Source organism: Rhodococcus sp. 21391, assembly GCF_016772255.1.
GTDB lineage: Bacteria > Actinomycetota > Actinomycetes > Mycobacteriales > Mycobacteriaceae > Rhodococcus_F > Rhodococcus_F opacus.
Genome location: NZ_CP063781.1, coordinates 2,061,385 through 2,088,367, shown reverse-complemented (window position 1 = coordinate 2,088,367; position 26,983 = coordinate 2,061,385). Strand labels below are relative to the sequence as shown.

Annotated in this window: 25 protein-coding genes, 1 tRNA gene and 1 riboswitch; of the genes, 17 read left to right on the top strand and 9 right to left on the bottom strand. The window is 68.6% G+C overall.

The window, feature by feature from the left end; translation table 11 throughout:
* The first annotated feature begins 30 nt into the window (after positions 1-30).
* The 5 genes from GO592_RS09915 to GO592_RS09895 all read left to right on the top strand — a co-directional run bounded on the left by GO592_RS09915 (position 31) and on the right by GO592_RS09895 (position 4,727).
* Positions 31-960 (top strand): aldo/keto reductase, encoded by a 930-nt coding sequence (locus GO592_RS09915; protein ID WP_039952119.1) that lies wholly within the window; start codon positions 31-33, stop codon positions 958-960.
* Positions 961-1,058: 98 nt separating this feature from the next.
* A complete protein-coding gene (locus GO592_RS09910) occupies positions 1,059-1,745 on the top strand; it encodes a biliverdin-producing heme oxygenase (RefSeq protein WP_007299028.1) in 687 nt (228 codons plus the stop codon).
* Complete coding sequence (locus GO592_RS09905) at positions 1,742-2,782, top strand: heme/hemin ABC transporter substrate-binding protein (protein WP_007299027.1); 1,041 nt, start codon at positions 1,742-1,744, stop codon at positions 2,780-2,782. The genes GO592_RS09910 and GO592_RS09905 overlap by 4 nt, the downstream gene beginning before the upstream one ends.
* Entirely contained in the window at positions 2,779-3,852 is a 1,074-nt protein-coding gene (locus GO592_RS09900; RefSeq protein WP_007299026.1) for a FecCD family ABC transporter permease, read from the top strand. The genes GO592_RS09905 and GO592_RS09900 overlap by 4 nt, the downstream gene beginning before the upstream one ends.
* Positions 3,849-4,727, top strand: a complete 879-nt coding sequence (locus GO592_RS09895) for a heme ABC transporter ATP-binding protein (protein WP_007299025.1) — start codon at positions 3,849-3,851, stop codon at positions 4,725-4,727. The genes GO592_RS09900 and GO592_RS09895 overlap by 4 nt, the downstream gene beginning before the upstream one ends.
* Before the next feature lie 10 nt (positions 4,728-4,737).
* Here GO592_RS09895 and GO592_RS09890 read toward each other — a convergent pair whose 3' ends face one another.
* Entirely contained in the window at positions 4,738-5,091 is a 354-nt protein-coding gene (locus tag GO592_RS09890) for a hypothetical protein (RefSeq protein WP_007299024.1), read from the bottom strand.
* A 184-nt stretch (positions 5,092-5,275) separates the two neighbouring features.
* Here GO592_RS09890 and GO592_RS09885 point away from each other — a divergent pair, with 184 nt between their 5' ends.
* From GO592_RS09885 to GO592_RS09875, 3 genes are read left to right on the top strand one after another with little or no spacing between them, the layout of a single operon-like run.
* A complete protein-coding gene (locus GO592_RS09885) occupies positions 5,276-6,286 on the top strand; it encodes a hypothetical protein (protein ID WP_007299023.1) in 1,011 nt (336 codons plus the stop codon).
* The gene (locus GO592_RS09880; RefSeq protein ID WP_005243088.1) at positions 6,287-6,526 is read left to right on the top strand and encodes a DUF5703 family protein; all 240 of its coding nucleotides are present in this window, start codon (positions 6,287-6,289) and stop codon (positions 6,524-6,526) included. It begins immediately after the preceding gene.
* Between the two features lie 10 nt (positions 6,527-6,536).
* Positions 6,537-7,607: a quinone-dependent dihydroorotate dehydrogenase gene (locus GO592_RS09875; protein ID WP_005256369.1), complete on the top strand. Its 1,071-nt coding sequence runs from the start codon at positions 6,537-6,539 to the stop codon at positions 7,605-7,607.
* Between the two features lie 76 nt (positions 7,608-7,683).
* Here the strand turns inward: GO592_RS09875 and GO592_RS09870 are convergent, their stop codons facing one another.
* Both GO592_RS09870 and GO592_RS09865 read right to left on the bottom strand, forming a co-directional pair.
* Positions 7,684-8,214: a YbhB/YbcL family Raf kinase inhibitor-like protein gene (locus tag GO592_RS09870; protein WP_005243092.1), complete on the bottom strand. Its 531-nt coding sequence runs from the start codon at positions 8,212-8,214 to the stop codon at positions 7,684-7,686.
* A 34-nt stretch (positions 8,215-8,248) separates the two neighbouring features.
* Entirely contained in the window at positions 8,249-9,601 is a 1,353-nt protein-coding gene (locus GO592_RS09865; RefSeq protein ID WP_007299022.1) for a M20/M25/M40 family metallo-hydrolase, read from the bottom strand.
* A 111-nt stretch (positions 9,602-9,712) separates the two neighbouring features.
* Between GO592_RS09865 and GO592_RS09860 the strand changes: the two genes are divergently transcribed.
* The 9 genes from GO592_RS09860 (at position 9,713) to GO592_RS09820 (ending at position 20,231) form a co-directional block, all read left to right on the top strand.
* Positions 9,713-9,798, top strand: a tRNA-Leu gene (locus GO592_RS09860).
* A gap of 72 nt (positions 9,799-9,870) precedes the next feature.
* Complete coding sequence (locus GO592_RS09855; protein WP_007299021.1) at positions 9,871-11,325, top strand: SDR family oxidoreductase; 1,455 nt, start codon at positions 9,871-9,873, stop codon at positions 11,323-11,325.
* A gap of 106 nt (positions 11,326-11,431) precedes the next feature.
* Positions 11,432-11,848 carry a universal stress protein gene (locus GO592_RS09850; RefSeq protein WP_005243098.1) on the top strand — a complete coding sequence of 139 codons (417 nt, stop codon included), beginning with the start codon at positions 11,432-11,434 and terminating at the stop codon, positions 11,846-11,848.
* Between the two features lie 77 nt (positions 11,849-11,925).
* Positions 11,926-12,330 (top strand): DUF2784 domain-containing protein, encoded by a 405-nt coding sequence (locus GO592_RS09845; RefSeq protein WP_007299020.1) that lies wholly within the window; start codon positions 11,926-11,928, stop codon positions 12,328-12,330.
* A 35-nt stretch (positions 12,331-12,365) separates the two neighbouring features.
* Entirely contained in the window at positions 12,366-13,610 is a 1,245-nt protein-coding gene (locus GO592_RS09840; RefSeq protein ID WP_202715108.1) for a saccharopine dehydrogenase family protein, read from the top strand.
* A 262-nt stretch (positions 13,611-13,872) separates the two neighbouring features.
* Positions 13,873-14,838, top strand: coding sequence for a sulfite exporter TauE/SafE family protein (locus GO592_RS09835; protein ID WP_202715107.1), 966 nt, complete (start codon positions 13,873-13,875; stop codon positions 14,836-14,838).
* Positions 14,839-14,973: 135 nt separating this feature from the next.
* Positions 14,974-17,157 carry a malate synthase G gene (locus GO592_RS09830; protein ID WP_202715106.1) on the top strand — a complete coding sequence of 728 codons (2,184 nt, stop codon included), beginning with the start codon at positions 14,974-14,976 and terminating at the stop codon, positions 17,155-17,157.
* A 192-nt stretch (positions 17,158-17,349) separates the two neighbouring features.
* Complete coding sequence (locus tag GO592_RS09825; RefSeq protein WP_237720325.1) at positions 17,350-19,080, top strand: substrate-binding domain-containing protein; 1,731 nt, start codon at positions 17,350-17,352, stop codon at positions 19,078-19,080.
* Entirely contained in the window at positions 19,077-20,231 is a 1,155-nt protein-coding gene (locus GO592_RS09820) for a metallophosphoesterase (RefSeq protein ID WP_007295589.1), read from the top strand. The genes GO592_RS09825 and GO592_RS09820 overlap by 4 nt, the downstream gene beginning before the upstream one ends.
* A 45-nt stretch (positions 20,232-20,276) precedes the next feature.
* Here GO592_RS09820 and gcvP read toward each other — a convergent pair whose 3' ends face one another.
* The 6 genes from gcvP to gcvH form a co-directional block, all read right to left on the bottom strand.
* Positions 20,277-23,129: an aminomethyl-transferring glycine dehydrogenase gene (gcvP, locus tag GO592_RS09815; RefSeq protein ID WP_007295588.1), complete on the bottom strand. Its 2,853-nt coding sequence runs from the start codon at positions 23,127-23,129 to the stop codon at positions 20,277-20,279.
* A 174-nt stretch (positions 23,130-23,303) separates the two neighbouring features.
* A riboswitch (glycine riboswitch) is annotated at positions 23,304-23,427 on the bottom strand.
* A 69-nt stretch (positions 23,428-23,496) separates the two neighbouring features.
* Positions 23,497-24,117, bottom strand: coding sequence for a MerR family transcriptional regulator (locus tag GO592_RS09810; protein WP_005243116.1), 621 nt, complete (start codon positions 24,115-24,117; stop codon positions 23,497-23,499).
* Between the two features lie 284 nt (positions 24,118-24,401).
* Positions 24,402-24,875 (bottom strand): bifunctional nuclease family protein, encoded by a 474-nt coding sequence (locus GO592_RS09805; RefSeq protein WP_005264201.1) that lies wholly within the window; start codon positions 24,873-24,875, stop codon positions 24,402-24,404.
* A gap of 142 nt (positions 24,876-25,017) precedes the next feature.
* Positions 25,018-25,758 (bottom strand): transcriptional regulator FtsR, encoded by a 741-nt coding sequence (ftsR, locus tag GO592_RS09800; protein ID WP_007295587.1) that lies wholly within the window; start codon positions 25,756-25,758, stop codon positions 25,018-25,020.
* Complete coding sequence (gene odhI / locus GO592_RS09795; protein ID WP_206032940.1) at positions 25,755-26,279, bottom strand: oxoglutarate dehydrogenase inhibitor Odhl; 525 nt, start codon at positions 26,277-26,279, stop codon at positions 25,755-25,757. The genes ftsR and odhI overlap by 4 nt, the downstream gene beginning before the upstream one ends.
* A 295-nt stretch (positions 26,280-26,574) precedes the next feature.
* On the bottom strand, positions 26,575-26,979 hold the full coding sequence (gene gcvH, locus GO592_RS09790; protein ID WP_007295586.1) for a glycine cleavage system protein GcvH: 405 nt from the start codon (positions 26,977-26,979) through the stop codon (positions 26,575-26,577).
* Between the last annotated feature and the right edge of the window lie 4 nt (positions 26,980-26,983).

Genomic DNA, 26,983 nt, shown 5'->3' with positions numbered 1-26,983 from the left:
TTGCAGCTACGGTACGAGACGCAGGCGGTTATGGAACAGAGATCGGTCGGAGCAAGCGGGTTACGAGTGTCTCGGCTCGGCCTGGGCACGCTCACGTGGGGTCGGGACACGGACGGCGACGAGGCGGCGGCGCAGATCGCGGCATTCGTCGATGCGGGCGGAACGCTCGTCGACACCTCGCCCGCGTACGGTGACGGTGTGGCGCAGCGGATCCTGGCGGAACTGCTCGACGACGTGGTGCCGCGAACGGAACTCGTCCTGAGCTCGAGTTCCGGGATCAACCCGTCGGGTCCCTCGCGGATCGACTGCTCGCGACGGGGTCTCGTCGCCCAGCTCGACGCCACCCTGCGCGAGCTCGGCACCGACTACCTGGACATGTGGCAGGTCGCCACGTGGGATCCGTTCACGCCGGTCGACGAGGTCGCCGCCACTCTCGATTTCGCGGTGGCGAGCGGCCGGGTCCGGTACGTCGGGGCGCGGGGTTACCTCGGGTGGCAACTGGCCACTGCGGCAGGCGCGTCCCGCGGCACCACGCTCGTCGCCACCCAGGTGGAGTACTCGCTGCTCGCCCGGGGCGTCGAGGAGGAGCTCGTTCCGGCCGCGGCGCATCACGGCATCGGGGTGTTCGCGGCCGTTCCGCTCGCCCGCGGGGTCCTGACCGGCAAATACCGCAACGGCATCCCCGTCGATTCACGCGGTGCCGACGACGCGCACGCGCAGGACGTCCAGAGTTACCTCACCGACTCCTCCGTCCGGGTGGTCGACGCGGTCGTGACCGCGGCCGACGGGCTCGGCACCTCCCCGCTGGCCGTCGCGCTCGCGTGGGCGCGCGACCGTCCGGGTGTCGCGAGCGCGGTCGTCGGGGCCAGGGACATCGCACAGCTGACCGGTGTGCTCGTCGCCGAGGAACTGGAGTTGCCCGCCGCGATCGCGGCGGCGCTCGACGACGTCAGCGCCTAGCGTGTGCAGGAGCCGACAGACGTGGACCTGCAGTTCACGTGCAGGGCAGGCTAACCTGGTGCCCACCGGCCGACGCCCGTAGATCTGCAGGAGAGTCCATGACCACGCTGAACGAGGCCGACGCGGCCGACCGCCGAACCGTCGGCTTCGCCGAGCGCATCAAGGCCGGGACGGACGCCGCTCACCGGGAGACCGAGCAGTCCCGGTTCGTCGGGGCCCTCCTCGCCGGTGAACTCACCTCGGACGGCTACGCCGAACTGCTCGCACAGACGTACCTCGTCTACCGCGAACTCGAGGACGCCGGGCGCACCCACACCGGCGACCCCGTCGCGTCGCCGTTTCTCCACGACGAACTGCTGCGGGTCCCGTCGTTGGAAGCGGATCTCGAGTTCCTGCGCGGGTCGTCGTGGCGCGAGACCGTGTCCGCGCTGCCCGCCACCACCCGCTACGTGGAGCGGCTCCGCGAGGTGGCGTACGAGTGGCCCGCCGGTTTCGTTGCGCACCACTACATCCGGTACATGGGAGACCTGTCCGGTGGGCAGATCATCCGGCGCATGCTCGAACGCGCCTACGGGTACACCACCGACGGCCTGCAGTTCTATATCTTCGACGAGATCCCGAAACCGAAAGTGTTCAAGGACACCTACCGCGCGAAACTCGACGCCGCGCCCCTGACCCCGGAAGATCAGCAACGGGTGATCGACGAGGTCAACCTCGCCTACCGTCTCAACGGCGACCTGTTCGCCGCCCTCGAAGCGGACATCGACCGGTACCTCGCACGATGAGATCGGTGTTCCGGACCCGCACGCAGAGGTCGCTGTTCGCCGTTCTCGTCCTGCTCCTCGTGTCCGCGGTGGCGGTGTCGGCGTGCACGTCCGGCGCCGGTGACAGTGCCGGCGGCACCGGCGGTGCGCGCACGGCGGTCCTCGACGACCTCGATCCCGAACCTCTCGCATCCCCCGCCACGCCGGTGCTGCCCGTCACGGTCCGCAGTTTCGACGGGGTGGACGTGACGATCACGGACGCGAGCCGGATCGTGACCGCGGACCGCTACGGAACGCTCACCGAGACGGTCTTCGCGCTCGGACTCGGTGACAACGTGGTGGGCCGGGACATCGCCTCCGAGTTCCCGGCCGCACAGGACGTGCCGGTGGTGACCCCCGGCGGGCAGTCCCTCAACGCCGAGGCCATCCTCGACCTGGCGCCGACGGTGATCCTCACCGACACCAGCATCGGACCGCAGGCCGTGCAGGATCAGTTGCGGGCCGCCGGTGTTCCGGTCGTCTATTTCGATCCGACGCGGACCCTCGAGGGGGTGCCCGGCCAGATCACGGAGGTGGCGGATGCGCTCGGTGTGCCCGAGCAGGGCCGCGAACTCGCGGCCCGCACCGAGAGTGAGATCGCGGCCGCCCGGAGTCGCGCCCCGCACGGCGACGAGCCGCTGAAGATCGCGTTCCTGTATCTGCGCGGCACCGCGATCACCATGATCGGCGGCCCGGGCTCGGGTGCCGACTCACTGATCGACGCGCTCGGCGCCGTCGACGCCGGCACCGCCTCGGGCATCACGCAGCAGTTCGCGCCGATCACCAGCGAGGCCCTGATCGCCGCCGCCCCCGACGTCCTCCTGATGATGACGGGCGGGCTCGAATCGATCGGCGGCATCGAGGGACTCGAGAAGATCCCCGGGCTGGCGCAGACTCCGGCGGGCAAGAATCAGCGCGTCGTCGACATGCAGGACGGGGTGCTGCTCAGCTTCGGCCCCAACACGGGCCGTGTTCTCGGCGCGTTGGCCGACGCCGTCTACCCGACCGCCAATCCATGACCGTCGAAGACCTCCGCGCTCCGGGTAAGCCTTCCTCACGCACTCGAACCGGTGCCGTCCTCGGCGGCCTGCTGATCGCCCTCGTTGTCGCCGCCGTGTTCTCGGCCTGCATCGGACAGGTGCCGACCGGACCAGGAGAGGTTCTCGGCAGCATCCTCCACCGCATCGGACTGGATCTCGGACCGATGCCCGCGCACCCCAGCGGTGAGGTGACGCTGTGGGAGGTTCGGTTCCCGCGGGTGGTCCTCGCCATCCTGGTCGGGGCGGCGCTCGGATGCGCGGGTGCGCTGCTGCAGGGTGTGTTCGCCAACCCGCTCGCCGAACCGGGTGTCATCGGGGTGTCGGCCGGCGCCGCGGTCGGCGCCAGCGCCGCCATCGTGGTCGGCGGCGCGTTCGCGGCCGGGTGGACGGTGGCCGCGGCCGCCTTCGTCGCCGGACTGATCACCACCGTCGCCGTCTACGTCCTCGCCCGGCACGAGGGCCGCACCGAGGTGGTCACCCTCGTCCTTACCGGTGTGGCGGTCAACGCGTTCGCCGGCGGCCTCATCGCCTTCTTCACGTTCGTCGCGTCCCCCGCGGCGCGCGATCAGATCGTCTTCTGGCAATTGGGCAGCCTCAACGGGGCGACCTGGAACGCGGTCGCGGTGGTGGCGCCGATGACCGTCGCCGGGATCGCCGGCACGATGACGATCGCCGGGAAACTCGACCTGCTGTCCCTCGGCGAGAGCGCGGCCCGGCACCTCGGCCTCGACGTCGAGCGGCTGCGTCAGATCGCCGTGCTGATCGTCGCCCTGCTCGTCTCCTCCAGCGTCGCCTTCACCGGCATCATCCTGTTCGTCGGACTGGTGGTCCCGCACCTGATGCGCATCGCCGTCGGGCCGGGCCACCGGGCCCTGATTCCGGCGAGCGCGCTGTGCGGCTCGCTCGTGCTGCTCCTCGCCGACCTGGGCGCCCGGTCGCTCGTGGCGAACGCGGACCTCCCGCTCGGCATGCTGACGGCCCTCGTCGGCGGGCCGTTCTTCTTCTGGTTGCTGCGCCGCACCCGGGCCAGCCAGGGTGGGTGGGCATGAGTCCGGCATCCCGCCCTCTCCGCACCCGCATCGGCGAAGCGATCGAGCAGAGCCTGTTCCGGCGGACCGACCCGGTGCCGCCGCCGCGCTCCTCGGGGGCCGTGACGCTGCGGGCGGACGGCATCGCGGTCACCCGCGGGGGCAGGCTCGTGCTCGAGGACGTGTCCGTGGACGTGCGGATCGGGGAGGTCCTCGTTCTCGTCGGCCCCAACGGGGCGGGCAAGTCGACGCTCCTCGCGGCGCTGTCGGGCGATCAGGACGTGCATTCGGGAACCGTGCACCTCGACGACCGGAACCTCGGCGACTGGACGGCGCTCGAGATGGCTCAGCGCCGGGCGGTCCTCCCCCAGCAGAACACTGTCGGATTCTCGTTCACCGCCCGTCAGGTGATCACGATGGGCCGCTCACCGTGGGCGCGCACGCCCCGCTCCGACGACGACGCCGCCGCGATCGCCGAGGCCATGCGGATCTGCGACGTCGTGGCGTTCGCCGACCGGCCGTTCACGGCGCTCTCGGGTGGCGAGCGTGCCCGAGTGGCACTGGCGCGGGTGCTCACGCAGCGCACCGAGACGATCCTGCTCGACGAGCCCACTGCCGCCCTCGACCTCGGCCACCAGGAGACCGTGATGCGTCTCGCCCGCTCCCGTGCGGAGCAGGGCACCGCGGTGGTGGTCGTCCTCCACGACCTCGCGCTCGCCGCCGCGTACGCGGACCGGATCGTGGTCCTCGAGCAGGGACGCGTCGCCGCCGACGGGCCTCCCGGCGACGTCCTGTCCGAGGAATTGCTGACCCGGGTGTACGGGCACCCCGTCGAGGTCATCGAGCACCCGGTGACCGGTGCGACCCTCGTCCTCCCCCGCCGCGATCAGCGCTAGACCGCGGGGTTCACAGCCCGTCGATGACCGCGCCGAGGCGGCTGAGCACCGCACGCACGGTGATTCCGTCCTCCGACCCTGCCACGTGGGAATCGGGATCGGACACGGCATCTCTCACGACGGCGACGATGCTGCGCTCATCGGTCAGGTCGATCTCCCGGACCGAGCGTCGCGCCGACGCCACGATGTCGTCCGGAGCCGGGACCTCGGTTTCGACGTCGGCGCGGTAGACCTCGACGTGCATCGTGCTCTTGCGCACCCGGAATGCGTAGGAGTTACCTTCTGCGGTCCGGCCGAAGCCGTGTGCGTGCGGTCCTACCGAGATGTCTTCGACGGTGAACGTCGGTGTTTCGGGTATTTCCACGGTCTTCTCCTCGATGACCTGGGCCGGCGATCGGAAGACCGCCGGGCGCGGGGTCGATGTTTCTCACGGTATCGCCTCGGCACCCGCTCGGCACCGACCGCATTCGTGGGCGTTTCGCGGATCAGGGATGCTTGTGGGCAGTTGTACAGGTGTAGGTCGATGAGAGAACCCCGAGGAGCAGCACATGGGTAGACCGGGAGCGCGCGTCGTCGCCTCGTGTATCGGAGTGGCATTTCTACTGGTCACGGGCTGTTCGTCGAACTCCGACGAGGATCAGGCGATCACGATCGCGCCCGCGAGCGCCGCACAGTCCCCGGCCCAGAACACCACGCCTGCCGGTGTCGTCCACCCTGTCGGACTGCCCATCGAGTCCACCACATTCGACCCCGAGACCCGCACGACCGTCGTCCTGGGCGGCGAAGGCAACCAGGTCCTGCTGTTCCCGGCGGGGGATTTCACGGCGCCTCCGCGGGTGATTCCGTTGGACGACACCGTCGCCCAGGTCTCCCTCGCCCCCGGCGGTGTGGCGTTACTCGCCATGAACACGCAGGTAGGACGCCTGGACCTGCGAACGGGCGAGCTGACGTTCGTCCCGGCCGCCGGCGACGTCCGATCGGTCGCCCAACTGCCCGACGGGCGGCTGGCGATGGGCCTGGGCAATGGCGAGATTCACATCGTGAACACCGACACGAACGAGTCACAGGTGATCGGCGGTCTCACGTCGGTCGACGGGCTTGCCGTCGTCGGCGACTCGCTCACCGCTCTCGACCGTGGTCAGACGTCCGTCACCGCCATCGACGTCCCCGCTGCCGCGCTCGGTGTCGCGCTGCGCGCCGGGGAAGGTGCGACGCAGCTCACGACCGATCACTACGGACGGATCCTCGTCACCGACACAACCGGCGACGAACTGCTCGCCTACACCACCGACACCTTGATGCTCCGCCAGCGGTTCCCCGCCGGGCTCGCGCCGTACGCCGTCGCCTACGACGACACCGCCGACCGGGCGTGGGTCACGCTGACCGAGACCAACGAAGTGGTCGGATTCGACCTGTCGAGCGGTGTCGGCGTGGAAACGGCACGGTATCCCACCGTCCGGCAGCCGAACTCTGTCACTGTGGATACCGTGAACGGTGACCTCCTGATCGGTTCCGCGACGGGAGACGGCCTGCAGCAGATCCCGACGAGGAGTTCGTAGATGGCATCGCATTCACGTCGACTCCCCTCCGGGTGGGAGATCGAATCCGAGGACTTCGAGTACGTGCCGCTCCGGCTGCCACCCGACGTCACCCGTATCAGTGCTTCGATGAGGTTGGCCATCCAGGCGGAGTTCGGTGGCTGGGAGCTGTCCCGGGTCCGCCTCTACTCCGACGGTAGCCGCCGTGTGCTGCTCAAACGAAGGAAGACCGCTCACCATGTCCCCGACCCCGCAATCTAGGGAGACCTCCTTGTACCACCTGCTCTTACGGGTGATGTTCCGCGTTCCTCCGGAGCGGATTCATCACCTGGCCTTCGCTGCGATGCGCCTGGTCACGCGGTTCTCGCCGTTGCGTCAGCTCGTCGGCAAGGTTCTCGTCGTGGACGATCCGGTACTGCGGAACACCGTGTTCGGACTCGACTTCCCGGCGCCGCTCGGTCTGGCCGCCGGGTTCGACAAGGATGCGACCGGCGTCGACGCGTGGGGTCCCCTCGGCTTCGGGTTCGCCGAGGTGGGCACCGTCACCGCCCAGGCCCAGCCCGGCAACCCGGCTCCCCGCCTGTTCCGGCTGCCCGCGGACCGCGCCCTGATCAACCGGATGGGTTTCAACAACCACGGCGCAGGCAATGCCGCCAATCATCTTCGTCAGCGCCGGGCCGGTGTCCCGATCGGCGCGAACATCGGCAAGACCAAGATCGTCGACGCCGCGGACGCCCCGGCCGATTACACGGCGAGCGCGCAACTACTGGGCCCGCTGGCCGATTTCATGGTGGTCAACGTCAGCTCGCCGAACACACCGGGACTGCGGGACCTGCAGGCCGTCGAATCTCTCCGGCCTCTCCTGCGTGCCGTTCTCGACTGCGTGACCGTCCCGGTTCTGGTGAAGATCGCCCCCGACCTGTCCGACGACGACGTCGATGCGGTCGCGGATCTCGCGCTCGAACTCGGCCTGGCCGGCATCGTCGCGACCAACACGACCATCCGCCGGGACGGGCTGAACACCCCGGACGACGAGGTGTCCGCGATCGGCGCGGGCGGGTTGTCGGGACCGCCGGTCGCCGAACGATCGCTCGAGGTCCTCCGCCGCCTGCACGCGCGGGTGGGTGATCGCCTGGTGCTGATCTCCGTCGGCGGCATCGAGACGGTCGACCAGGCATGGGAACGGATCCTGGCCGGGGCGTCCCTCGTGCAGGGTTACACCGGCTTCATCTACGGCGGGCCGTTCTGGGCTCGCCGCATCCACAAGGGGCTGGCCCGGAAGGTGCGCGAGGCCGGCTACTCCTCCGTCGCCGATGCGGTCGGCGCCGGCGCCGTGCGCTGACACGGACCGTACACAGACCGGTGGCCGGCGAAACCCGAGGATTCGCCGGCCACCTGCGTCTTCCGAAGCTACCGAGCTACTGCTCGTACGTCCCCTGGATCTTCGCGCGAGCGATCGCATGCGAGAACAGGTTGAAACCCAGGAACGCCGGCGTCGAGTCGGCGGTGACCCCGTCGAGAGTCTCCACGTCGAGCGCGTGGACCACGAAGATGTAGCGGTGCGGTCCGTGCCCTTCCGGCGGGGCCGCGCCGAGGAAACGACGCAATCCGGCGTCGTTCTTCAGCGTGATCGCACCGCTCGGCAGCCCGGTTCCGTCGTCGTCGCCTGCGCCGCTCACCAGCGTGGTCGTGTCGGCCGGAATGTTGGCGACCGCCCAGTGCCAGAATCCGGACGCCGTCGGCGCGTCGGGGTCGTACACCGTCACCGCGAAGCTCTTGGTCTCGGCGGGGAACCCCGACCACGACAGCTGCGGCGAGTTGTCGTAGCCGCCGGCGCCGAAGATTCCGCTGACCTGTTCCTTGTTCAGCGGCTGTCCGTCGGTGACGTCGGTGGAGGTCAGCTCGAAACTCGGCAGGTCGGGAAGTGCCTCGTACGGGTCGTGTGACATGCGGTTCCTCTCGTGTCGCGTATCGGTTCTCGGATCAGCTGTGGAGCAGAAAATGTTCCAGCACGCGTGTACCGAACAGTAGTGCGTCGACCGGTACCCGTTCGTCGACACCGTGGAACAGCGCGCTGAAATCCAGGTCGGCGGGCAGCTGCAGCGGAGCGAACCCGAAGCACCGGATGCCGAGCTTCGCGAACGCCTTGGCGTCGGTTCCACCCGACAGCATGTAGGGCACGGTCCGGGCACCGGGATCGTGCGCGAGGATCGCGTCGTTCATGGCGTCCACGAGATGTCCGTCGAACGTGGTCTCGTAGGAGTCGAGTTTCGTGATCCATTCGCGCTGGACGTCCGGCCCGATGAGCTCGTCGACCGCCGCCTCGAACTCTGCCTGCCTGCCGGGCAGGATCCGGCAGTCGACGACGGCCTCGGCGGTCTGCGGGATGACGTTGGCCTTGTAGCCGGCCGAGAGCATGGTCGGGTTCGCGGTGTCGCGGAGGGTAGCGCCGATGATGTTGGCGATGGTGCCGAGTTTCGCGAGGGTGCCGTCGAGGTCGGGCGACTTCGGGTCGAAGTCGAGTCCGGTCTCCTCACCCGCCGCTTCGAGGAATTCGGCCACCGAATCGGAGATGACCAACGGGAACGTGTGCGCACCCAGCCGGGCGACCGCCTGCGCCAGGATGGTGACGGCGTTGTCGGTGTGCAGGAACGAGCCGTGCCCGGCGCGACCCTTGGCCGTCAGCCGCATCCATCCGAGACCCTTCTCGGCGGTCTCGACGAGATAGAGCCTGCGGTCGGTGCCGTCCGGTCGCGGAACGGTCAGGGAGAAACCGCCGACCTCACCGACCGCCTCCGTGACACCCTCGAACAGATCGGGCCGATTCTCGACGAGCCACTGGCAACCGTACTTGCCACCGGCCTCCTCGTCGGCGACGAAGGCGAACACGAGGTCGCGGGGAGGAACGATCCCCTCGGCCTTGAACTGGCGGGCGACCGCCAGGATCATCCCGACCATGTCCTTCATGTCGACGGCGCCGCGACCCCACACGTAACCGTCCTCGACGGCTCCGGAGAACGGGTGCACACGCCAGTCGGCGGGCTCGGCGGGAACGACGTCGAGGTGGCCATGCAGCATGAGGGCGCCGCGGTCGGGGTTCGAGCCCTTCAGCCGGGCGAACACGTTGCCGCGGCCCGGTGCACCCGACTCCACGTACGCGGTCTCGTAGCCCACTTCCTGCAGCTGGGCCGCCACCCACTCCGCACACTCGCGTTCGCCCTTCGTCGTGGCGAGCTCTCCGGTGTTGGACGTGTCGAAGCGGATCAGTGAACTGACGAGATCCACGACTTCGGCTTCGGCGCGACCCTGGCCTGGGGTTTCCTGTGTAGTTGGCACTCCACGTTCCTACCACCGCAGCAGCGGAAACGCTCAGGTGAGAGGGGCGATTTGGGCCGTGGCGGTTCATCGGTTAATCTTTTGCAGCACCCAGGAAATGGGGGCAAGCAAGTCCGAGTGGCGGAATGGCAGACGCGCTAGCTTGAGGTGCTAGTGTCCTATTAACGGACGTGGGGGTTCAAGTCCCCCCTCGGACACTCTGAGTTGAGACAGACGAAAAGGCCCCGGTTCATCGAACCGGGGCCTTCTTCGTGAGAGGGCGAAGTTCGATGGGTGAAACAACGACGACGATCGATCCGGCGGATCTCGAGATCTGCCTGAAGGTTCTCGATCAGGCGGCGGAACTCGACGACGCGGATCCCGACTCCGTCACGGTCCAGCGCGCCGTCGGTCACCTCTTCAAGAAGTTGAAGAAACGCAGGCGACTCGCGGCCCGCGACGCCGTCTCCGAGGCCGACCGTCAGGTCGTCGCCGCCACCGCGACGGGTTCCCCCGATCGGATCGACGACGAGACCGCGGGCATCCCGCTCACGTCGAACGCCGACGGCGCATCCGCGGGCACCCTCATCCGGCCCCGCCCGTGCTACATCTGCAAGCAGCGTTACACCCGGGTCGACGCCTTCTATCACCAGCTGTGCCCCGACTGCGCGGCCAAGAGCCGCGCCAAGCGGGACGCGCGCGCCGACCTCACCGGCCGCCGGGCGCTGCTGACCGGCGGTCGCGCCAAGATCGGCATGTACATCGCCCTGCGGTTGCTCCGCGACGGAGCCCACACGACGATCACGACACGTTTCCCCAACGACGCCATCCGCCGGTTCAAGGCGATGGAGGACAGCAGCGAGTGGATCCACCGGCTGCGTGTCGTCGGTATCGATCTGCGCGACCCGGCGCAGGTCGTCGCGCTGGCCGACTCCGTTGCCGCGCAGGGCCCGCTGGACATCCTGATCAACAACGCCGCGCAGACGGTGCGGCGCTCCCCCGGCGCCTACAGCGCGCTGGCGGACGCGGAGTCCGGGGCCCTTCCCTCGGGCGACCTGCCCGACGTCCTGACGTTCGGCAAGACGAGCGACGCCCACCCGGCGGCACTCGCCGGTTCGCTGTCCGACGTGTCCGCGATGGCGGGCGCCGCACTGTCCCCCGACGCGGTGAGTTCGCTCGCACTGGTCGCGAAGTCGGCATCCCCCGATCGCATCGACCAGGGTCTCGCGATCGACGCCGGCGGACTCCTGCCCGACCTCGCGCACACGAACAGCTGGGTCCAGACGGTCGAGGAAGTCGACCCGATCGAGCTGCTCGAGGTGCAGTTGTGCAACTCGGTCGCCCCGTTCATCCTCGTGTCCCGGCTGCGGCCCGCGATGGCGGCGGCAGGCGCCCGCCGCAAGTACGTGGTGAACGTCTCCGCGATGGAGGGCCAGTTCAGCCGCGCCTACAAGGGTCCGGGGCATCCGCACACCAACATGGCGAAGGCCGCGCTGAACATGCTCACCCGCACCAGCGCCAAGGAAATGCTCGAGGACGGCATCCTCATGACTGCGGTGGACACCGGGTGGATCACCGACGAGCGGCCGCATTACACCAAGATGCGCCTGGCCGACGAGGGCTTCCATGCCCCTCTCGACCTGGTCGACGGTGCCGCCCGTGTCTACGACCCGATCGTCCAGGGCGAGCAGGGCGTCGATCTGCACGGCTGCTTCCTGAAGGACTACGAGCCCTCACCCTGGTGATCGAGCACCGCTCGGATCTCCGTACGAGAGCATCGACACAGCCGGAGCACACTCCGGCACGGGGATAATAGGGGTCGTACCGATACCTGCAAAATGGAGGCGCTTCATGGCGATAGCCGTTGTCCACCGAGACAGCCCGGAAGGCCGGGCGGCCATCGTCCACGCCGCCCGTGAGGCTGTGCAACGACGGGAACAGCTGCTCGTCCTCCACGTCCTCGACGACGACCCCGGCCAGGACGCCGAGTCCGACCGGTCCGCCCTGCGCGCCGAGATCCAGGCCACGCTCGAGAGTGGCGGGGTCGGCGAGTCGTCGTGGGAGCTGCGCACCAACGAGCACGACGGTGATCAGGTGAGCGCTCTGCGCGCGCTGGTCGACAGCAGCGGCGCGGATCTGCTCGTCGTGGGTACCCGGCGCATGTCCCCGATCGGCAAGTTCCTCCTGGAACGATGGCTGCAACGCCTCCTTCTCGAGGTCGACATTCCGATCCTGGTGGTCAAGGAAGACGTGCGCGGCACCGCCTGAGCCCGTTACCCGGCGGACCCGGCCGGGCGACGCCTACGATGGCTAATGGGGGAAATTCGGATGTCAGGGGTGCATCGATGGGGAGCGTCTTCTACGAGGTCGTCGCCGACGCCACTGCCGTCGCACACCTGATCTTCATCCTCTACGTCGTGTGCGGTGGGTTTCTCGCCTGGCACTGGGCGCGCACCATCGCCCTCCACCTCGCCGCGGTGGCCTGGGGATTCACCGGCCTCCTCGTCGGCATCGACTGCCCGCTGACCCACCTGGAGAGCTGGGCCCGGGTCCGCGCCGGGCAGGACCCGCTCCCCTCGTCCGGGTTCATCTCCCACTACCTCACCGGGGTCGTCTACCCGGAATCCGCCGCGGGAGCGATCCAGACTCTCGTCGCGCTCGGCGTCGTCACCTCGTGGGTCGGCTACGTCGTCCTGCGGCTCCGCACCCGGGTACCCCTCGCACCCACCCACCCCGGTACCGGCGTCTGAGCACGCCCTTCCCTACCGCCGAGTAGGGTCGTGCCATGACAGACAGCGCACGTGAATTGGATCTCGTCGTCTACGGGGCCACCGGCTTCGTCGGCAAACTTCTCGCCGACTATCTCGTACAGCACGCTCCGGACGGCGTGCGGATCGCGCTCGCGGGGCGGACAGCCGCCAAACTCGAAGCGGTGCGGTCCTCGCTCGGTCCGCGCGCGGCGCAGTGGCCCGTCATCGTCGCGAACTCCGACGACGCCGCGTCGCTCGCAGCCCTCGCGGGACGCACCCGGGTGGTCGCGACGACGGTTGGGCCGTACGCCAAGTATGGACATGCCCTCGCCGCGGCGTGCGCCGAGGCGGGCACCGACTACGTCGACCTCACCGGAGAGGTGCTGTTCGCCCGCGAGAGCATCGACGCCAACCACGATCGGGCCCGCGAGACCGGCGCCCGGATCGTCCACTCCTGCGGGTTCGACTCCATTCCGTCCGACCTCGGGGTGCACGTCCTGTACGAGAAGGTCCGGGAGGACGGCGCCGGCGAACTCACCGACACCACCCTGGTGGTCACGTCCGTGCGCGGCGGCGTCAGCGGCGGCACGATCGATTCGCTGCGCACACAGGTGGACGTGTCGAAGAAGAATCCGGCGTCGCGGCATCTCGCGGCGTCGCCGTACTCGCTGAGCCCCGACCGCGCGAAGGAACCAGACCTCGGCAAGCAGTCCGACATGAGCGTGGTCAACGGCGAGGACATCGCACCCGGCCTGAAGGGGTGGAAGGCCCCCTTCTTCATGGGTCCCTACAACACCCGGGTCGTGCGGCGCAGCAACGCGCTCCGCGACTGGGCCTACGGTCGGGAGTTCAAGTACCGCGAGGTCATGAACGTCGGAAGCTCCCCGATCACACCGGTGATCGCGGGTGCGGTGGCGGCCGGCATCGGCGGGTTGATCGTCGGAATGGCCCTCCCGCCCACCCGGTACGTCCTCGACCGCGTTCTGCCCTCACCGGGCGACGGCCCCAGCGAAGAGGCGCAGCGCAAGGGCCACTTCACCATCGACGTGTACACGACGACCACCACGGGCGCGCGCTACACGTCGCGAGTGAAGGCGAAGGGCGATCCCGGATACAGCGCCACCGCGGTGATGCTCGGCGAATCCGCGCTGAGCCTCGTCCTCGGCGGCGACGCACTGCCGGATTCGGCCGGCGTCCTCACCCCCGCGACGGCACTCGGCGACGTCCTGGTGACACGGCTGCGCGACGCGGGCTTCGAGATCTCTGCGCGAAAACTGTGAGCGGTTGGGCGCGTGTGAAGATGACACGCGCCCACCCCTCCAGCTAGTGTCGAGCCTTGTGCGCGGACGGCCGCGCACGCGACGAGAGATGTGGGAGTCCGAGTGAACGGCACGAGCGCGCAGGCAGGCCCCGCGGCCTCGCTCGCCCTCATGCCCTTCTGGCCCTCCCGCCGAGGCCATGCCTTCGACCAGGGATGTTGCTGACCAGCCTGCTCGCTGGTCTTTGCTGCCCTGACGGTTCGCTCTCTCGGTCGGAGTCTCGATGTTCAAGCTCTTGATTTTCACGCTGGTCGGCGTGGGTGCCCAGCTGGTCGACGGCGCTCTCGGCATGGCCTTCGGCGTGACTGCGACCACCCTGCTCGTGTTCAGCGGCGTCGGACCGGCACACGCCAGCGCAGCAGTGCATTTCGCCGAGGTCGGCACCACGCTCGCCTCCGGCGCGTCGCATTGGCGGTTCCGCAACATCGACTGGGCCCTCGTACTGCGCCTGGGTGTCCCCGGCGCCATCGGCGCGTTCCTCGGTGCGACGGTGCTGTCCCAGTTGTCGACGGCCGCCGCCGTCCCCGTGACGTCGACGATCCTGCTGGCGATCGGTGTGTACGTCCTGCTCCGCTTCTCCATCCGCCCTCCCGCCGTCAACGACGCCCGGACGTCGCCGCACACGGCGAAGTTCCTGTCACCGCTCGGCCTGTTCGGTGGATTCATCGACGCGAGCGGCGGCGGCGGCTGGGGGCCGATCACCACCAGCACGCTGCTCTCGCGCGGCAAGACCGCACCGCGCACCGTCATCGGTTCGGTCAGCGCGTCGGAGTTCCTGGTGTCCGCCGCGGCCAGCATCGGGTTCATCTTCGGTCTCGGCAGCGACTTCTTCGACAACATCCCCATCATCGCGGGGCTGGCTCTCGGCGGCATCATCGCCGCACCGCTCGCCGCCTGGCTCGTCAGCCGGGTGCCCGCAACCCTTCTGGGAACCGGTGTCGGCGGCATCATCATCATCACCAACGCGCAGAAGCTGTTCAAGACATTCGACGTCACCGGCGTCGCCGCCACCCTCGGGTACCTTGCTCTCGTTGCGGTGTGGGCCGGACTGCTGGTCGTCGCCTGGCGTCGTTCGCGTCTCAGCGCGGCAGAAGCCGCAGGCGATCTGCACCGGATCGACGCCGAGAACGACACGCCCGTCGAGTCGGAGGCCCTTTCCCTCGAGCCGTCCACCGGCGAGAAGGCCTGACCTCACCTCCCGCCCTCACCTCGGGGCGCACCTCCGCAGGACATCCGGCCCCACCGCATCCTTACCAGCGGGTAACATTGGGTGCGGTTCATGGCACCCGTCCGGTGCTCCAAGTGCGGAACAGTGAGGCATTTCATGACTGAGCGTGTTGAGGTCGGCGGTCTGCAGGTCGCGAAGGTGCTCTACGACTTCGTGAACGAGGAGGCGCTGCCGGGGACCGGGGTGGACGTCGACGGGTTCTGGTCGGGTGCGGCGAAGGTGATCGACGATCTGGCGCCGAAGAACAAGGCGCTGCTGTCCACCCGCGACGACCTGCAGGCCCGGATCGATGCCTGGCACCGCGACCGGGCCGGTGCCGTGATCGACCCGGCCGAGTACAAGGCGTTCCTGACCGAGATCGGGTATCTGGTGCCCGAACCGGCCCCGTTCGAGGTGTCGACGGCGAACGTGGACACCGAGATCACCGCCACCGCCGGCCCGCAGCTGGTGGTCCCGGTCCTCAACGCCCGCTTCGCGCTGAACGCCTCCAACGCGAGGTGGGGGTCGTTGTACGACGCCCTGTACGGCACCAACGCCATCCCCGACGACGGCGGCGCGGAGGCGGGCAGCTCCTACAACAAGGTCCGCGGCGACCGGGTCATCGCCTGGGCCCGCACCTTCCTCGACACCGCCGCCCCCCTCGCGACCGGGTCGCACGCCGACGCCGCCGCCTACACCGTCGACGGCACCGCCCTGACCGTGCAGCTCGCCGACGGCACCATCACCGGCCTCGCCGAGCCGGGCAAGTTCGTCGGCTACCTCGGCGCCCCGGACGCCCCGACCAGTGTGCTGCTGCGCAACCACGGGTTGCACGCGGAAATCCAGATCGACCCGACCTCCCCGATCGGGTCCACCGACGCGGCGGGCGTCAAGGATGTGGTGCTCGAATCCGCGGTCACCACCATCATGGACTTCGAGGACTCCGTCGCCGCCGTCGACGCCGACGACAAGGTGATCGGCTACCGCAACTGGCTCGGCCTCAACCGCGGGGACCTGACCGAGGAGATGACCAAGGGCGGCACGGCGTTCACCCGCCGGCTGAACCCGGACCGGGTCTACACCGCCCCGGACGGGTCCGAGCTCACCCTGCACGGGCGGTCGCTGCTGTTCGTCCGCAACGTCGGGCATTTGATGACCACCCCGGCGATCCTGCACGGCGACGGCACCGAAATCCCGGAGGGCATCCTCGACGCCCTGATCACCTCCCTGTGCGCGGTCCACGGGCTGTCCCGGTCCGAGGCGACGGGGCCGTTGGACAACTCCCGCACCGGGTCGATCTACATCGTCAAACCCAAACAGCACGGCCCCGACGAGGTCGCGTTCACCACCGAACTGTTCGGCCGCGTCGAGCAGGTCCTCGGGCTGCCCGCCAACACCCTCAAGGTCGGCATCATGGACGAGGAACGCCGCACCACCGTCAACCTCGCCGCCTGCATCAAGGAAGCCAGTGAGCGGGTGGTGTTCATCAACACCGGATTCCTCGACCGCACCGGCGACGAGATCCACACCTCGATGGAGGCCGGGCCGATGATCCGCAAGGCCGAGATGAAGAAGCAGACCTGGATCACCGCCTACGAGGACTGGAACGTCGACGTCGGGCTGGCCTGCGGGTTGCAGGGGCGGGCGCAGATCGGCAAGGGCATGTGGGCGATGACCGAGCTGATGGCCGAGATGCTCGAGCAGAAGATCGGCCACCCCAAGGCCGGCGCGAACACCGCGTGGGTGCCGTCCCCGACCGGGGCCACCCTGCACGCCACCCACTACCACCAGGTCGACGTCGTCGCCGTCCAGAACCGGCTCAAGGGCGCCCGGCGGGCCACCCTCGACGAGATCCTCACCATCCCCCTCGCCCCCGACACCGACTGGTCCGAGGCGGAGAAGCAGGAAGAACTCGACAACAACTGCCAGTCCATCCTCGGGTACGTGGTCCGCTGGATCGACGCCGGCGTCGGCTGCTCCAAGGTCCCCGACATCCACGACGTCGCCCTGATGGAGGACCGCGCCACCCTCCGCATCTCGTCGCAGTTGCTGGCGAACTGGATCCGGCACGGTGTGGTCACCGCCGACCAGGTCGTGCAATCGTTGCAGCGGATGGCCCCCGTGGTGGACCGGCAGAACCAGGGCGATCCCACCTACCGGCCGCTGGCCCCGGACTTCGACACCAACATCGCCTTCCAGGCCGCGAAGGAACTCATCCTCGACGGCACCACCCAGCCCTCCGGCTACACCGAACCGATCCTGCACCGCCGCCGCCGCGAATACAAAGCAGCCAACGCCTGACCCGGTTCCCCGCACGTGAGTGGCGAAGCGTGCCCCGGCACGCTTCGCCACTCACGTGTCAGGCCGGGGTGATCCTGCGCATCACTACACTGCGAGGGTCAACGTCGAACTCGTCGGACAGGGGCTGGAAAGCACGTGGGGCAGCATCGCGGCGAATCGCGCGCCAGGGGTATCAGCAGGGGGCCTTTGATCGTGCTCGGTCTCGTCGTCGTCCTCGTGCTGGGCGTGGTGGGCTGGTTCCAGTTGCGTGACCGAATCAACGACCAGGGAGTGGCTGCCGCGGGCGCCTGCGTCGAAGGCGAATCCGTGCTCGCGGTCGCGGCGGATCCCGATATCGCACCCCAGCTGCAGACTCTCGCCGACCATTTCACGGAGACGGCGCCGGTGATACGCGATCAGTGCGTGTCGGTGACGGTCACTGCCGTCGCGTCCGACACCGTGCGTGACGCGTTGTCCGCGGGGCCGGACGGCCCGTGGGACGCAGCGGCCCTCGGTCCTCGGCCCGGTCTGTGGATTCCGTCGAGCTCGCATTCCGTCAAGCAGGTGTCGGCAACCGGTGTCATCAGCGGCGAAGCGCGTCCCGTGGCGACCAGCCCGGTGGTGCTCGCGGTCCGGACGGCGTTCGCGAATGCGCCGGGCACGCCGGCGATCGATTGGAAGGACCTGCCGTCATTGCAGACCGGCCGCGATTCCCTCGCGGCTCTCGGTCTGCCGGGCTGGGGCAGCCTGGGCATGGCGCTCCCCGTCGGCCCCGGCGCCGAGAGTACGGAGATGGCAGTCGAGGCGGTCGCGGCCGCGGTCACGGGAAGCAGCACGGGTCCGGTGACGGAGGAGCAGGCGCGTTCCGCTCCGGTCACGTCGGCACTCACCGGTCTGGCGCTCGGCTACGAGGCGTCGTCGGGGACGAAACCCGCGACGACGCGGGAGGCACTCACCGCGCTGGCCGAGCAGGGCGATCCTGCGACCTCCGACATCCACGCGGTCGCGGCTACCGAACAGCAGGTCTACCAGGCCCTGCGCGACGCACCCGGAGCCGACATCACCACATCGATGCCGAAAGGCCCGACACCCGTGGCAGATCATCCGGCGGCCGTCCTCGCGGGCCCGGCCGTCGACGAAACGCAGAGCCGCGCCGCCGCGCAGTTCGCGGAGTTCGTCCGTCGACCCGAACAGGCGCAGGTCCTGGCCGACGCCGGGTTCCGGGTCGAGGGACTTGCCCGCCCCGACGACACCACGCTGGCCTTTCCCGGTTTCGAATCCACCCTGGTTCCCGCGGATGCGGCGGCTGCGGCCGAGCTGATGCACGTGATCCGGAATCCGATCACGCCCCGCGCCTCCACCGTCCTGCTCGATGTTTCCAGCTCGATGGGTGAGCGCGAGGGAACGGCGACGCGCCTGGCGAACACGACGGCAGCGCTCGCAGCCCACGTCGACCGTGCTCCGGACTCGTCGAACCTCGGACTGTGGGAGTACAGCACGACACTCGACGGGTCGCGCCCGTACACGACCGTGGTCGCGACCGGTCCGCTCTCGGCGGGCGGTTTCACCGAGGGCACCCGCAGGCAGGCCCTCGACGCCCGGCTCGCCAGGGCGACACCCGCCACCGGAACCTCCACGTACACGGCGCTCGAAGCTGCCTACAAGAGTGCGGTCGACGGATACACGCCGGGCCTCACCAACTCGGTGCTGCTCGTCACCGACGGCGCCAACGACGACTCCGTCGCGCGCGCGGACTTGCTGTCGGCCATCGCCGCGGCCTCGAACACGTCGAAGCCGGTGCGCATCGACGTGGTGACGATCGGTGAGAATTCCGACCTCAACACGTTGCAGGCGTTGGCCGATCGCACCGGCGGGTCGCTGGAGAAGGTCGCATCCTCGGAAGGAGCGGCCTTGCCGACCGCAATCAGCAGGCTGCTGTCGTGACGAGGCTTCTGGTCTTCGCGGTCTTCCTCGCACTCGTCAGCTGGTGGCTCCACAGGCGACTCGTCCGGGCCACCGGGCTCGGCCGTCCCTGGCCGGTGGTCGTCGACGTGACCCTCGTGGTCCTGTGGGTTCTCGCGGTCATCGGCGTCGGCAGCGGCGAAGCCTTCGACCAGGGATGGGCGCGTCCCCCGGGGTGGGTGGGCTGGGTGTGGCTCGGCGCGACGTTCTATCTGGTGCTCGGGCTTCTACTGGTCGCACTGGTGTCACTGCTGACGCGGCTGTTCGGCCGCCTGCGCGGTACCGGAAACGGCGAACAGGTCGATCTGTCACGGCGGCGCGGCCTGCGCATCGCCACCGCCGTCGTCGTGGTGGGTGCCGTCGGCGCCGCCGGCTACGGGGTGTCGGAGGCCGCGCGGCCGCGGATCGTGCGGGTTCGGGTGCCGCTGAAACGTCTCCCCGCCGAGTTCGACGGTGTGCGTGTGGCGCTCGTGTCCGACCTCCACGTCGGCCCGGCGCGAGGAGTGGATTTCACTCGGCGTGTCGTCGAATTGGTGAACGCGGAGCAGCCGGATCTCGTCGCGATCGCGGGCGATCTGGTCGACGGGACCGTCGCGAAGGTATCGCCCGATCTGCAACCGCTCGGCGACGTCGAGGCCCCGCTCGGGGTGTTCGGTGTCAGCGGCAATCACGAGTTCTACGCCGACGACGGTGGCCGATGGCTGGACGTGTGGGACCGACTGGGCATCCGGACGCTGCGCAACGAGCGCGCGACGATCACCCGAGGCGGCGCCACTCTCGACATCGCGGGCATCCACGACTACTCCTCGCCCGCCCCGTACGAACCCGATCTATCCGCCGCGCTCGCCGGACGCGATCCGTCGACGTTCGTCGTGCTGCTCGCGCACGAACCGCGGCAGGCACTGGAAGCGTCCGACCTCGGTGTCGACCTGCAACTGTCGGGGCACACCCACGGCGGGCAGATGTGGCCGCTGGGTTATCTGGTGCCGCTGCAGCAGCCGTCGGTGACGGGACTGGACCGCATCGGGAACACCGTTCTGTACACCACTCGCGGTGTGGGCACGTGGGGTCCGCCCGTGCGCGTGGCCGCCCCACCGGAGATCACGATCCTCGAGCTGGTGCGCGAGGACTGAGCGAGCGATGCCCGCCCCGCGTGAGCGGGGCGGGCATCGTCGGTGTCAGGCGCCTTCGAACGCGGAGATCGGCGGGCAGGAGCACACGAGGTTGCGGTCGCCGTGCGCGCCGTCGATGCGCCGGACCGCCGGCCACACCTTCGGCCGTGCCTTGCCGCGGGGGAACACCGCCGTCTCACGGGTGTAGGGGTGGTTCCACTCCGCTGCGAGGCAACCGGCCGTGTGGGGGGCGCCGCGCAACGGGTTGTCGTCCACCGGCCACTCCCCCGCACCCACGCGGTCGATCTCGGCGCGGATCGCGATCATCGCCTCGCAGAAGGCGTCGATCTCTTCGAGGTTCTCGCTCTCGGTGGGCTCCACCATCAGGGTGCCCGCCACCGGGAAGCTCATGGTCGGTGCGTGGAAACCGTAGTCGGCGAGGCGCTTTGCGACGTCGTCCACGGTCACACCGGTGTCCTTGGTGATCGGCCGGAGGTCGAGGATGCACTCGTGGGCCACCATTCCCCCCTCGCCGGTGTAGAGGACGGGGAAGTACTCGTCCAGGCGGCGCGCGATGTAGTTGGCCGAGGCGATGGCGGTCAGGCTTGCGCGACGCAGCCCGACGGCGCCCATCATCCGGATGTACGCCCACGTGATCGGGAGGATCGACGCACTGCCGTACGGGGCCGCCGAGATCGGTCCGGCGGTGCCGAGTTCGGGTGCGAGCGGATGTCCGGGCAGGAACGGCGTGAGGTGGGACCGCACACCGATCGGACCGACACCGGGGCCACCGCCACCGTGCGGGATGCAGAACGTCTTGTGCAGGTTGAGGTGGCTCACGTCGCCGCCGAACCGGCCGGGACGGGCCAGGCCGACCAGGGCGTTGAGGTTGGCGCCGTCGACGTACACCTGGCCGCCGGCGTCGTGGACGGCAGCGCAGATGTCGGCGATCTCGTGCTCGTACACACCGTGCGTGGACGGGTAGGTGATCATGATCGCGGCGAGACGCTCGGCATGGTCGGCGATCTTCGCCCGCAGGTCGTCCAGGTCCACGTCACCGTTCGGGCGGCACGCGACGACCTCGACGCGCATCCCGGCCATGACCGCGGATGCGGCGTTGGTGCCGTGGGCGCTCGACGGGATGAGGCACGTGTCGCGGTGTTTGTCTCCGCGGCTGAGATGGTAGTTGCGGATCGCGAGCAGCCCCGCGTACTCGCCCTGGCTACCGGCATTCGGCTGCAGGCTGACCGCGTCGTAGCCGGTGACGGCGACGAGCCAGTTCTCGAGGTCCTTGATGATGCGGAGAATTCCCGGTGTGTCCCCGGTCGGCGCGAACGGGTGCAGTCCGGCGAACGCGGGCCAGGTGATCGCCTCCATCTCGGCGGTGGCATTGAGTTTCATCGTGCAGGAACCGAGCGGGATCATGCTGCGGTCGAGTGCGATGTCCTTGTCGGACAACGCCCGCAGGTAGCGCAGCATCGCCGTCTCGGTGCGGTACCGGGTGAACGCCTCGTGTTGCAGGTAGTCGGATCCGCGGAGCTGCGAGTCGGGGACGGACGTGCCCGCGTCCTCGGTCACGGCGCCTTCGCCGCCGAACGCCGCGAGCACGTGGGCGACGTCGTCGTCGGTGGTGGCTTCGTCGCACGCGATGGCGACGTGATCGGCGTCGACGAGCCGCAGGTTGATGCCCGCGTCCTTCGCCTTCGCCACCACGTCCGCCGCCCGGCCGTCGACTCGCACGAGAATGGTGTCGAAGAAGTGCTCGTGGACGACGACCGCCCCGGTCTTGCGGAGCGCGGCCGCCAGGGAGTGCGCCGTGTTCGCGACGCGCAGGGCGATCGCCTTCAGTCCCTCGGCGCCGTGGTAGCTGGCGTACATGGCCGCCAGAATCGCCAGCAGCACCTGTGCGGTGCAGATGTTCGACGTCGCCTTCTCGCGGCGAATGTGCTGCTCCCGGGTCTGCAGCGCCAGCCGGTACGCCTTGTCACCGTCGGCGTCGACGGAGACGCCCACCAGACGCCCGGGGAGTTGACGTGCGTGCTTGGTGTGCACGGCGAGGTAGCCGGCGTGCGGGCCACCGAAGCCCATGGGGACACCGAACCGCTGGGTGGTGCCGAAGCAGGCGTCGGCCCCGATCTCGCCGGGCGGGGTGAGGAGGGTGAGCGCCAGCAGATCTGCCCCGACGGCGACCAGTGCGCCGCGCTCGTGGGCGGCGGCGATCACATCGGTGTAGGCGACGATGCGGCCGGACCCGCCGGGCATCTGCGCGAGGACGCCGAAGAAGTCACCGTCCGGCAGGCCGGCGGACAGGTCGGCCACCACGATCTCGATGCCGAGCGGCTCGGCCCGGGTCTCGACGACGGCCAGCGTCTGCGGGAACAGGTCGGCGTCAACGACGAACCGCGGGGAGTTGCTCTTGCTCGCGCGGCGCAGCAGTGTCATCGCCTCGGCGGCGGCGGTGGCCTCGTCCAGCATCGACGAGTTGGCGACCTCCATGCCGGTCAGGTCGGCGACCATCGTCTGGAAGTTGAGGAGGGCTTCGAGGCGGCCCTGGCTGATCTCGGGCTGGTACGGCGTGTAGGCCGTGTACCAGGCCGGGTTCTCGATGATGTTCCGGATCAGGACCGGCGGGGTGAGGGTGTCGTAGTAGCCGAGACCGATCATGGACGTCGCCACGGTGTTCTGTGCGGCGAGTGCGGACAGTTCGGCGAGCGCTTCGTGCTCGGACACCGGGGCGGGCAGCGCGTCGAGCCCGTCCGCGATGCCGCCCGTGACCCCGTCCAGGATGACGGCGGGGACGGCCTTCGACGCGAGGTCGTCGAGCGAATCAGCTCCGACCAGCTCGAGAATGTGCGCGAGTTCCGCAGCGTTCGGGCCGACATGACGATCGGCGAATGTACGGCTTCCAGCGTCGATCACGACAACTCCCAAGCAGTTCGGAGGATCAGGACACGCCCCGCGTAGCGGAACGTCCCTCCCCCTCTGTCGCCTGCTCGAGTCGAGCGCCTGAGAGATTCGGTACCGTCGTTCACGTGTGAAGGCGGCCCTTTCCCCGTGGGCGGGTGGGTGCTCCCACCGCTTTCCAGAGACGTCGGAGCCCGCACGGTCCTGTCTGCCTGAGAGATTGACGGGGAGGTGTTGCTCCTTCGGCGCCCGAACTCCCGCACACACGATGTTTCTGTGCTTGCAGTGCCCGGAACTCTCCCGCACGGCGTCGACGCACAGCCAGTCTATGTCACGGCTGCAGAGGACGGCGCAGGCAGCGCCGCGCTCCGGTGGATGCGGGCTAGCCCGTCTTGCGGCTCGCGCGGTTCTTGCGCCGCGACGCCAGTTCGTCCTCGGGGCTCTGCTCGCTCGCGCCGCCGTCGGCGCGCTCTGCCGGGAAATCGGCGATGGTGCCGGTCAGTTCGCGCATGGCGCCGCTCACCGCGATACCGAAGACGCCCTGCCCGCCCTGGAGCAGATCGACGACCTCTTCGGGCGAGGTGCACTCGTAGACCGTGGTCCCGTCCGAGAAAAGTGTGATCTTGGCCAAGTCCCGCACTCCGCGCTTACGGAGGTGGTCGACGGCCACGCGGATGTTCTGCAAGGATATTCCGGTGTCGAGCAGACGCTTGACGATCTTGAGGACGAGGATGTCTTTGAACGAGTACAGCCGTTGGCTGCCCGAACCTGCTGCGCCGCGAATGGACGGCACGACGAGGGATGTGCGAGCCCAGTAATCGAGCTGGCGGTAGGTGATTCCCGCGATCTGGCAGGCGATGGGGACGCGGTATCCGACGAGGTCGTCGGGCACGGAATCGTCCGGGAAGAGGCCCGGTTGGATCTCCTCGGAGCTGAATTCGGACTCGGCAACGTTGTCGCCGGGCGCAAGATTCAGCGCATTCTCCTGCGGCCGATCTCCCACTGACTACTCCCTCTCGCATGTTGCACTGAACCCGACGATCAGTGCGCCTGTGACGCGCGTCGCCAGTGTCCGCGGCACAGCCGCAGCACATCGAGCGGCGCAAGCGCCACCAGTGACATCGAGCAAGTCCGTACCCTGAACCTACTCAGCGTACGCCCGATACAATCTGCAGGGCAGATAATCACTGCACCGAACGCTATGACTCCGAAGAGACGGGGTCAACGCAACGCGCCGGAAGAACCTCAACCGTTACTGCGCGCCCGAGGCTCTTCCGCAGGTGCAATCTAGCCGTCAGTAGCCTTGAAATCGTCCGGCGACACGGACTCGAGGAATTCTTTGAACTTCTCGACCTCGTCCTCGCGCTCGTCGGGCATGACCAGACCGGCCTCCGTGAGTACCGCCTCCTCGGCGAAGATCGGTACCCCGATTCGCAGTGCGATGGCGATGGAGTCGGACGGGCGGGCCGAGACGCGAGTGTTCTGGTCGAACACGAGGTCGGCGTAGAACGTGCCCTCGCGCAGGTCCACGATGCGAACTTCCTTCAGCGTGCGACCGAAGGCTTCGATCAGGTTCTTTATCAGGTCGTGGGTCAGCGGACGCGCTGGCTCGACGCCCTGCTGTTCGAGTGCGATCGCGGTGGCCTCGGTCTGGCCGATCCAGATGGGCAGGTACCGCTCGCCGTCGGTTTCACGCAACAGCAGAACAGGTTGGTTTTGGGGCTGCTCGACACGAACTCCGATCACGTGCATTTCGCTCATCGCGTCTGCCTCCACCCTGCAATGGTCCGTCCGCGGCACACAATGCCGTACCAGGATTCTATTCGATTCGTGTCTGCTCTTCGACCGTACAGCCGTTCGAGCGCAGCGTCGTTGGGAAGTTGGGACGGTCGGCGAGCTCAGCTCACCGATCGAGCGCACCCCGGACTGCCGACTTCACCAGGCAGGTGTGCAACGTCAGGGACAGGGCGGCCAGTTCGCGCACCATCTCCTCGGCGCGATCACGTGCGCCGGCGTCGCGGCCCTTGGCGACGGGGCCGGCGATCTGCGCGACCAAGCCGGCCTCGCGGTCGGCCGCCAGTTTGAACGCCCTCAGGTGCCGCACCTCGAGTCCGAATTCGGACATCGCCCTCGCGGTGCGCGCGAGGGTCACCGCGTCCTCGTCGAAGAACCCCGCCGGCCCGGGAACGACCAGCCCTCCGCGGGTCAGTTCGCCGAGGAACTTCTCGTCGATTCCCGCCCGGGAGATCAGGTCGTCGCGACAGATCCGCACCTCGCGGTCGGTGCGGAACTCCTCCGGGGACACCTCGCCCGGGGCCACGGTGAGCGCGCGCGGCCGGCGCGGCGACGAATCGCCTGCGCCGACCGTGGCCACACCTCTGTCGATGGCCTCGAGCTGCTCCTTGATGACCTTCAGCGGCAGATACTGATCACGCTGCGCAGTGAGGACGTAGCGCAGTCGTTCACAGTCGGCGATCGAGAAACGCCGATACCCCGAGGGTGTTCGCTGGGGGCTGATGAGACCCTCGGCTTCGAGGAATCGGATCTTCGAGATCGTCACATCAGGAAAATCGGGGCGCAGTCGATCCAGCACGGAGCCGATCGACATCCCCGATTGCGCCTGCTGCTGCCGCACCGCGGTCATTGGCTACCCGCACCAGCTGACGTCTCACCGATCTGCGAGCCACCGGCCGTGGTCCGGGGTCCGGTCAGGAAGACCAGTCGGAACTTGCCGATCTGGACCTCGTCACCGTTCGCCAGGACAGCCGAGTCGACCGGCTCGCGGTTGACGTAGGTGCCGTTGAGGCTGCCGACGTCGACCACCTGGAACTCGTCGTCCTCCTGGCGGAACTCCGCATGACGACGGCTGACGGTCACGTCGTCGAGGAAGATGTCGCTGTCGGGGTGCCGTCCTGCGGACGTCGTCGGCTGGTCGAGCAGGAAGCGCGACCCTGCGTTCGGTCCACGCTTGACGACGAGCAGAGCAGAGCCCGCGGGCAGTCCCTCCACACCCGACACCGGGGCTTCCGGAGCCTGGGTTGCCGAGGAGCTGTCGAGCTCATTGAGAAAGTCCGCGCGGAAGACCGACGTGGTTTCCGCCGGCGTCTCCCCATAGACCGCGTCGTTGCCGTTCTCGCTCACCGTTTCTCCTCCTAGTTCGATCATCCAGCAAGATTCGCTGGACTACGCAATGCCACTCGGTACTACATAATTCGGTTCCCGTGCACATTAACTTCTGTGCAAACTCCCACGATCACATTCAAACTACGGACCTGCGCCCCGACACGGCACATGCGTTCAACATCGACCGTACCCTGCGCACGCCGGTGCGTGTAGTGAGACAGGCCGCCAGCACATTACGAACCGGTATTCCGACAGCGGATTTCTCCGGCAACCCCGTTTTCCGGGCTGTCGGCATCTTCCGAAACTATCCGATTACCGCCTCGCGTGTTGTCGGGAATTATCCTGCCGTGATGTCTGCATAGCCGACGGCGTCCAGCATTTCGGCCAGTGCCGCGTCGAGGGTCGCCTCGTCGTCGACGCCGAGGTCCACCAGCCACCCCTGCCCGTAGGGCGCGGAGTTCACGAGTTCCGGGTTGCCGTCCAGATCGGCATTGGCGGCAACGACTTTCGCCGTCAGCGGGGCGAAGATGTCGGAGACGCTCTTGGTGGATTCCACCTCGCCGAACGATTCGCCCGCCGTCACTGCCTCGTCGACCGCCGGAAGCTGGACGAACACGACGTCGCCGAGCTGGGACTGAGCGAAATCGGTGATGCCGACGCGTACCGTCGTGGGCCCCGTCCGCTCGACCCACTCGTGTTCGGCGGTGTACCGACGATCGGCGGGGATTTCGAGCTCACTCACAGTG

Bases quoted from the DNA above. Each gene is read 5' to 3' on its own strand.
- GO592_RS09915 (WP_039952119.1), top strand. From the start codon at position 31: ATGGAACAGAGATCGGTCGGAGCAAGCGGGTTACGAGTGTCTCGGCTC.
- GO592_RS09910 (WP_007299028.1), top strand. From the start codon at position 1,059: ATGACCACGCTGAACGAGGCCGACGCGGCCGACCGCCGAACCGTCGGC.
- GO592_RS09905 (WP_007299027.1), top strand. From the start codon at position 1,742: ATGAGATCGGTGTTCCGGACCCGCACGCAGAGGTCGCTGTTCGCCGTT.
- GO592_RS09900 (WP_007299026.1), top strand. From the start codon at position 2,779: ATGACCGTCGAAGACCTCCGCGCTCCGGGTAAGCCTTCCTCACGCACT.
- GO592_RS09895 (WP_007299025.1), top strand. From the start codon at position 3,849: ATGAGTCCGGCATCCCGCCCTCTCCGCACCCGCATCGGCGAAGCGATC.
- GO592_RS09885 (WP_007299023.1), top strand. From the start codon at position 5,276: ATGGGTAGACCGGGAGCGCGCGTCGTCGCCTCGTGTATCGGAGTGGCA.
- GO592_RS09880 (WP_005243088.1), top strand. From the start codon at position 6,287: ATGGCATCGCATTCACGTCGACTCCCCTCCGGGTGGGAGATCGAATCC.
- GO592_RS09870 (WP_005243092.1), bottom strand. From the start codon at position 8,214: ATGTCACACGACCCGTACGAGGCACTTCCCGACCTGCCGAGTTTCGAG.
- GO592_RS09855 (WP_007299021.1), top strand. From the start codon at position 9,871: ATGGGTGAAACAACGACGACGATCGATCCGGCGGATCTCGAGATCTGC.
- GO592_RS09850 (WP_005243098.1), top strand. From the start codon at position 11,432: ATGGCGATAGCCGTTGTCCACCGAGACAGCCCGGAAGGCCGGGCGGCC.
- GO592_RS09845 (WP_007299020.1), top strand. From the start codon at position 11,926: ATGGGGAGCGTCTTCTACGAGGTCGTCGCCGACGCCACTGCCGTCGCA.
- GO592_RS09840 (WP_202715108.1), top strand. From the start codon at position 12,366: ATGACAGACAGCGCACGTGAATTGGATCTCGTCGTCTACGGGGCCACC.
- GO592_RS09835 (WP_202715107.1), top strand. From the start codon at position 13,873: ATGTTCAAGCTCTTGATTTTCACGCTGGTCGGCGTGGGTGCCCAGCTG.
- GO592_RS09830 (WP_202715106.1), top strand. From the start codon at position 14,974: ATGACTGAGCGTGTTGAGGTCGGCGGTCTGCAGGTCGCGAAGGTGCTC.
- GO592_RS09805 (WP_005264201.1), bottom strand. From the start codon at position 24,875: ATGAGCGAAATGCACGTGATCGGAGTTCGTGTCGAGCAGCCCCAAAAC.
- ftsR (WP_007295587.1), bottom strand. From the start codon at position 25,758: ATGACCGCGGTGCGGCAGCAGCAGGCGCAATCGGGGATGTCGATCGGC.
- odhI (WP_206032940.1), bottom strand. From the start codon at position 26,279: ATGATCGAACTAGGAGGAGAAACGGTGAGCGAGAACGGCAACGACGCG.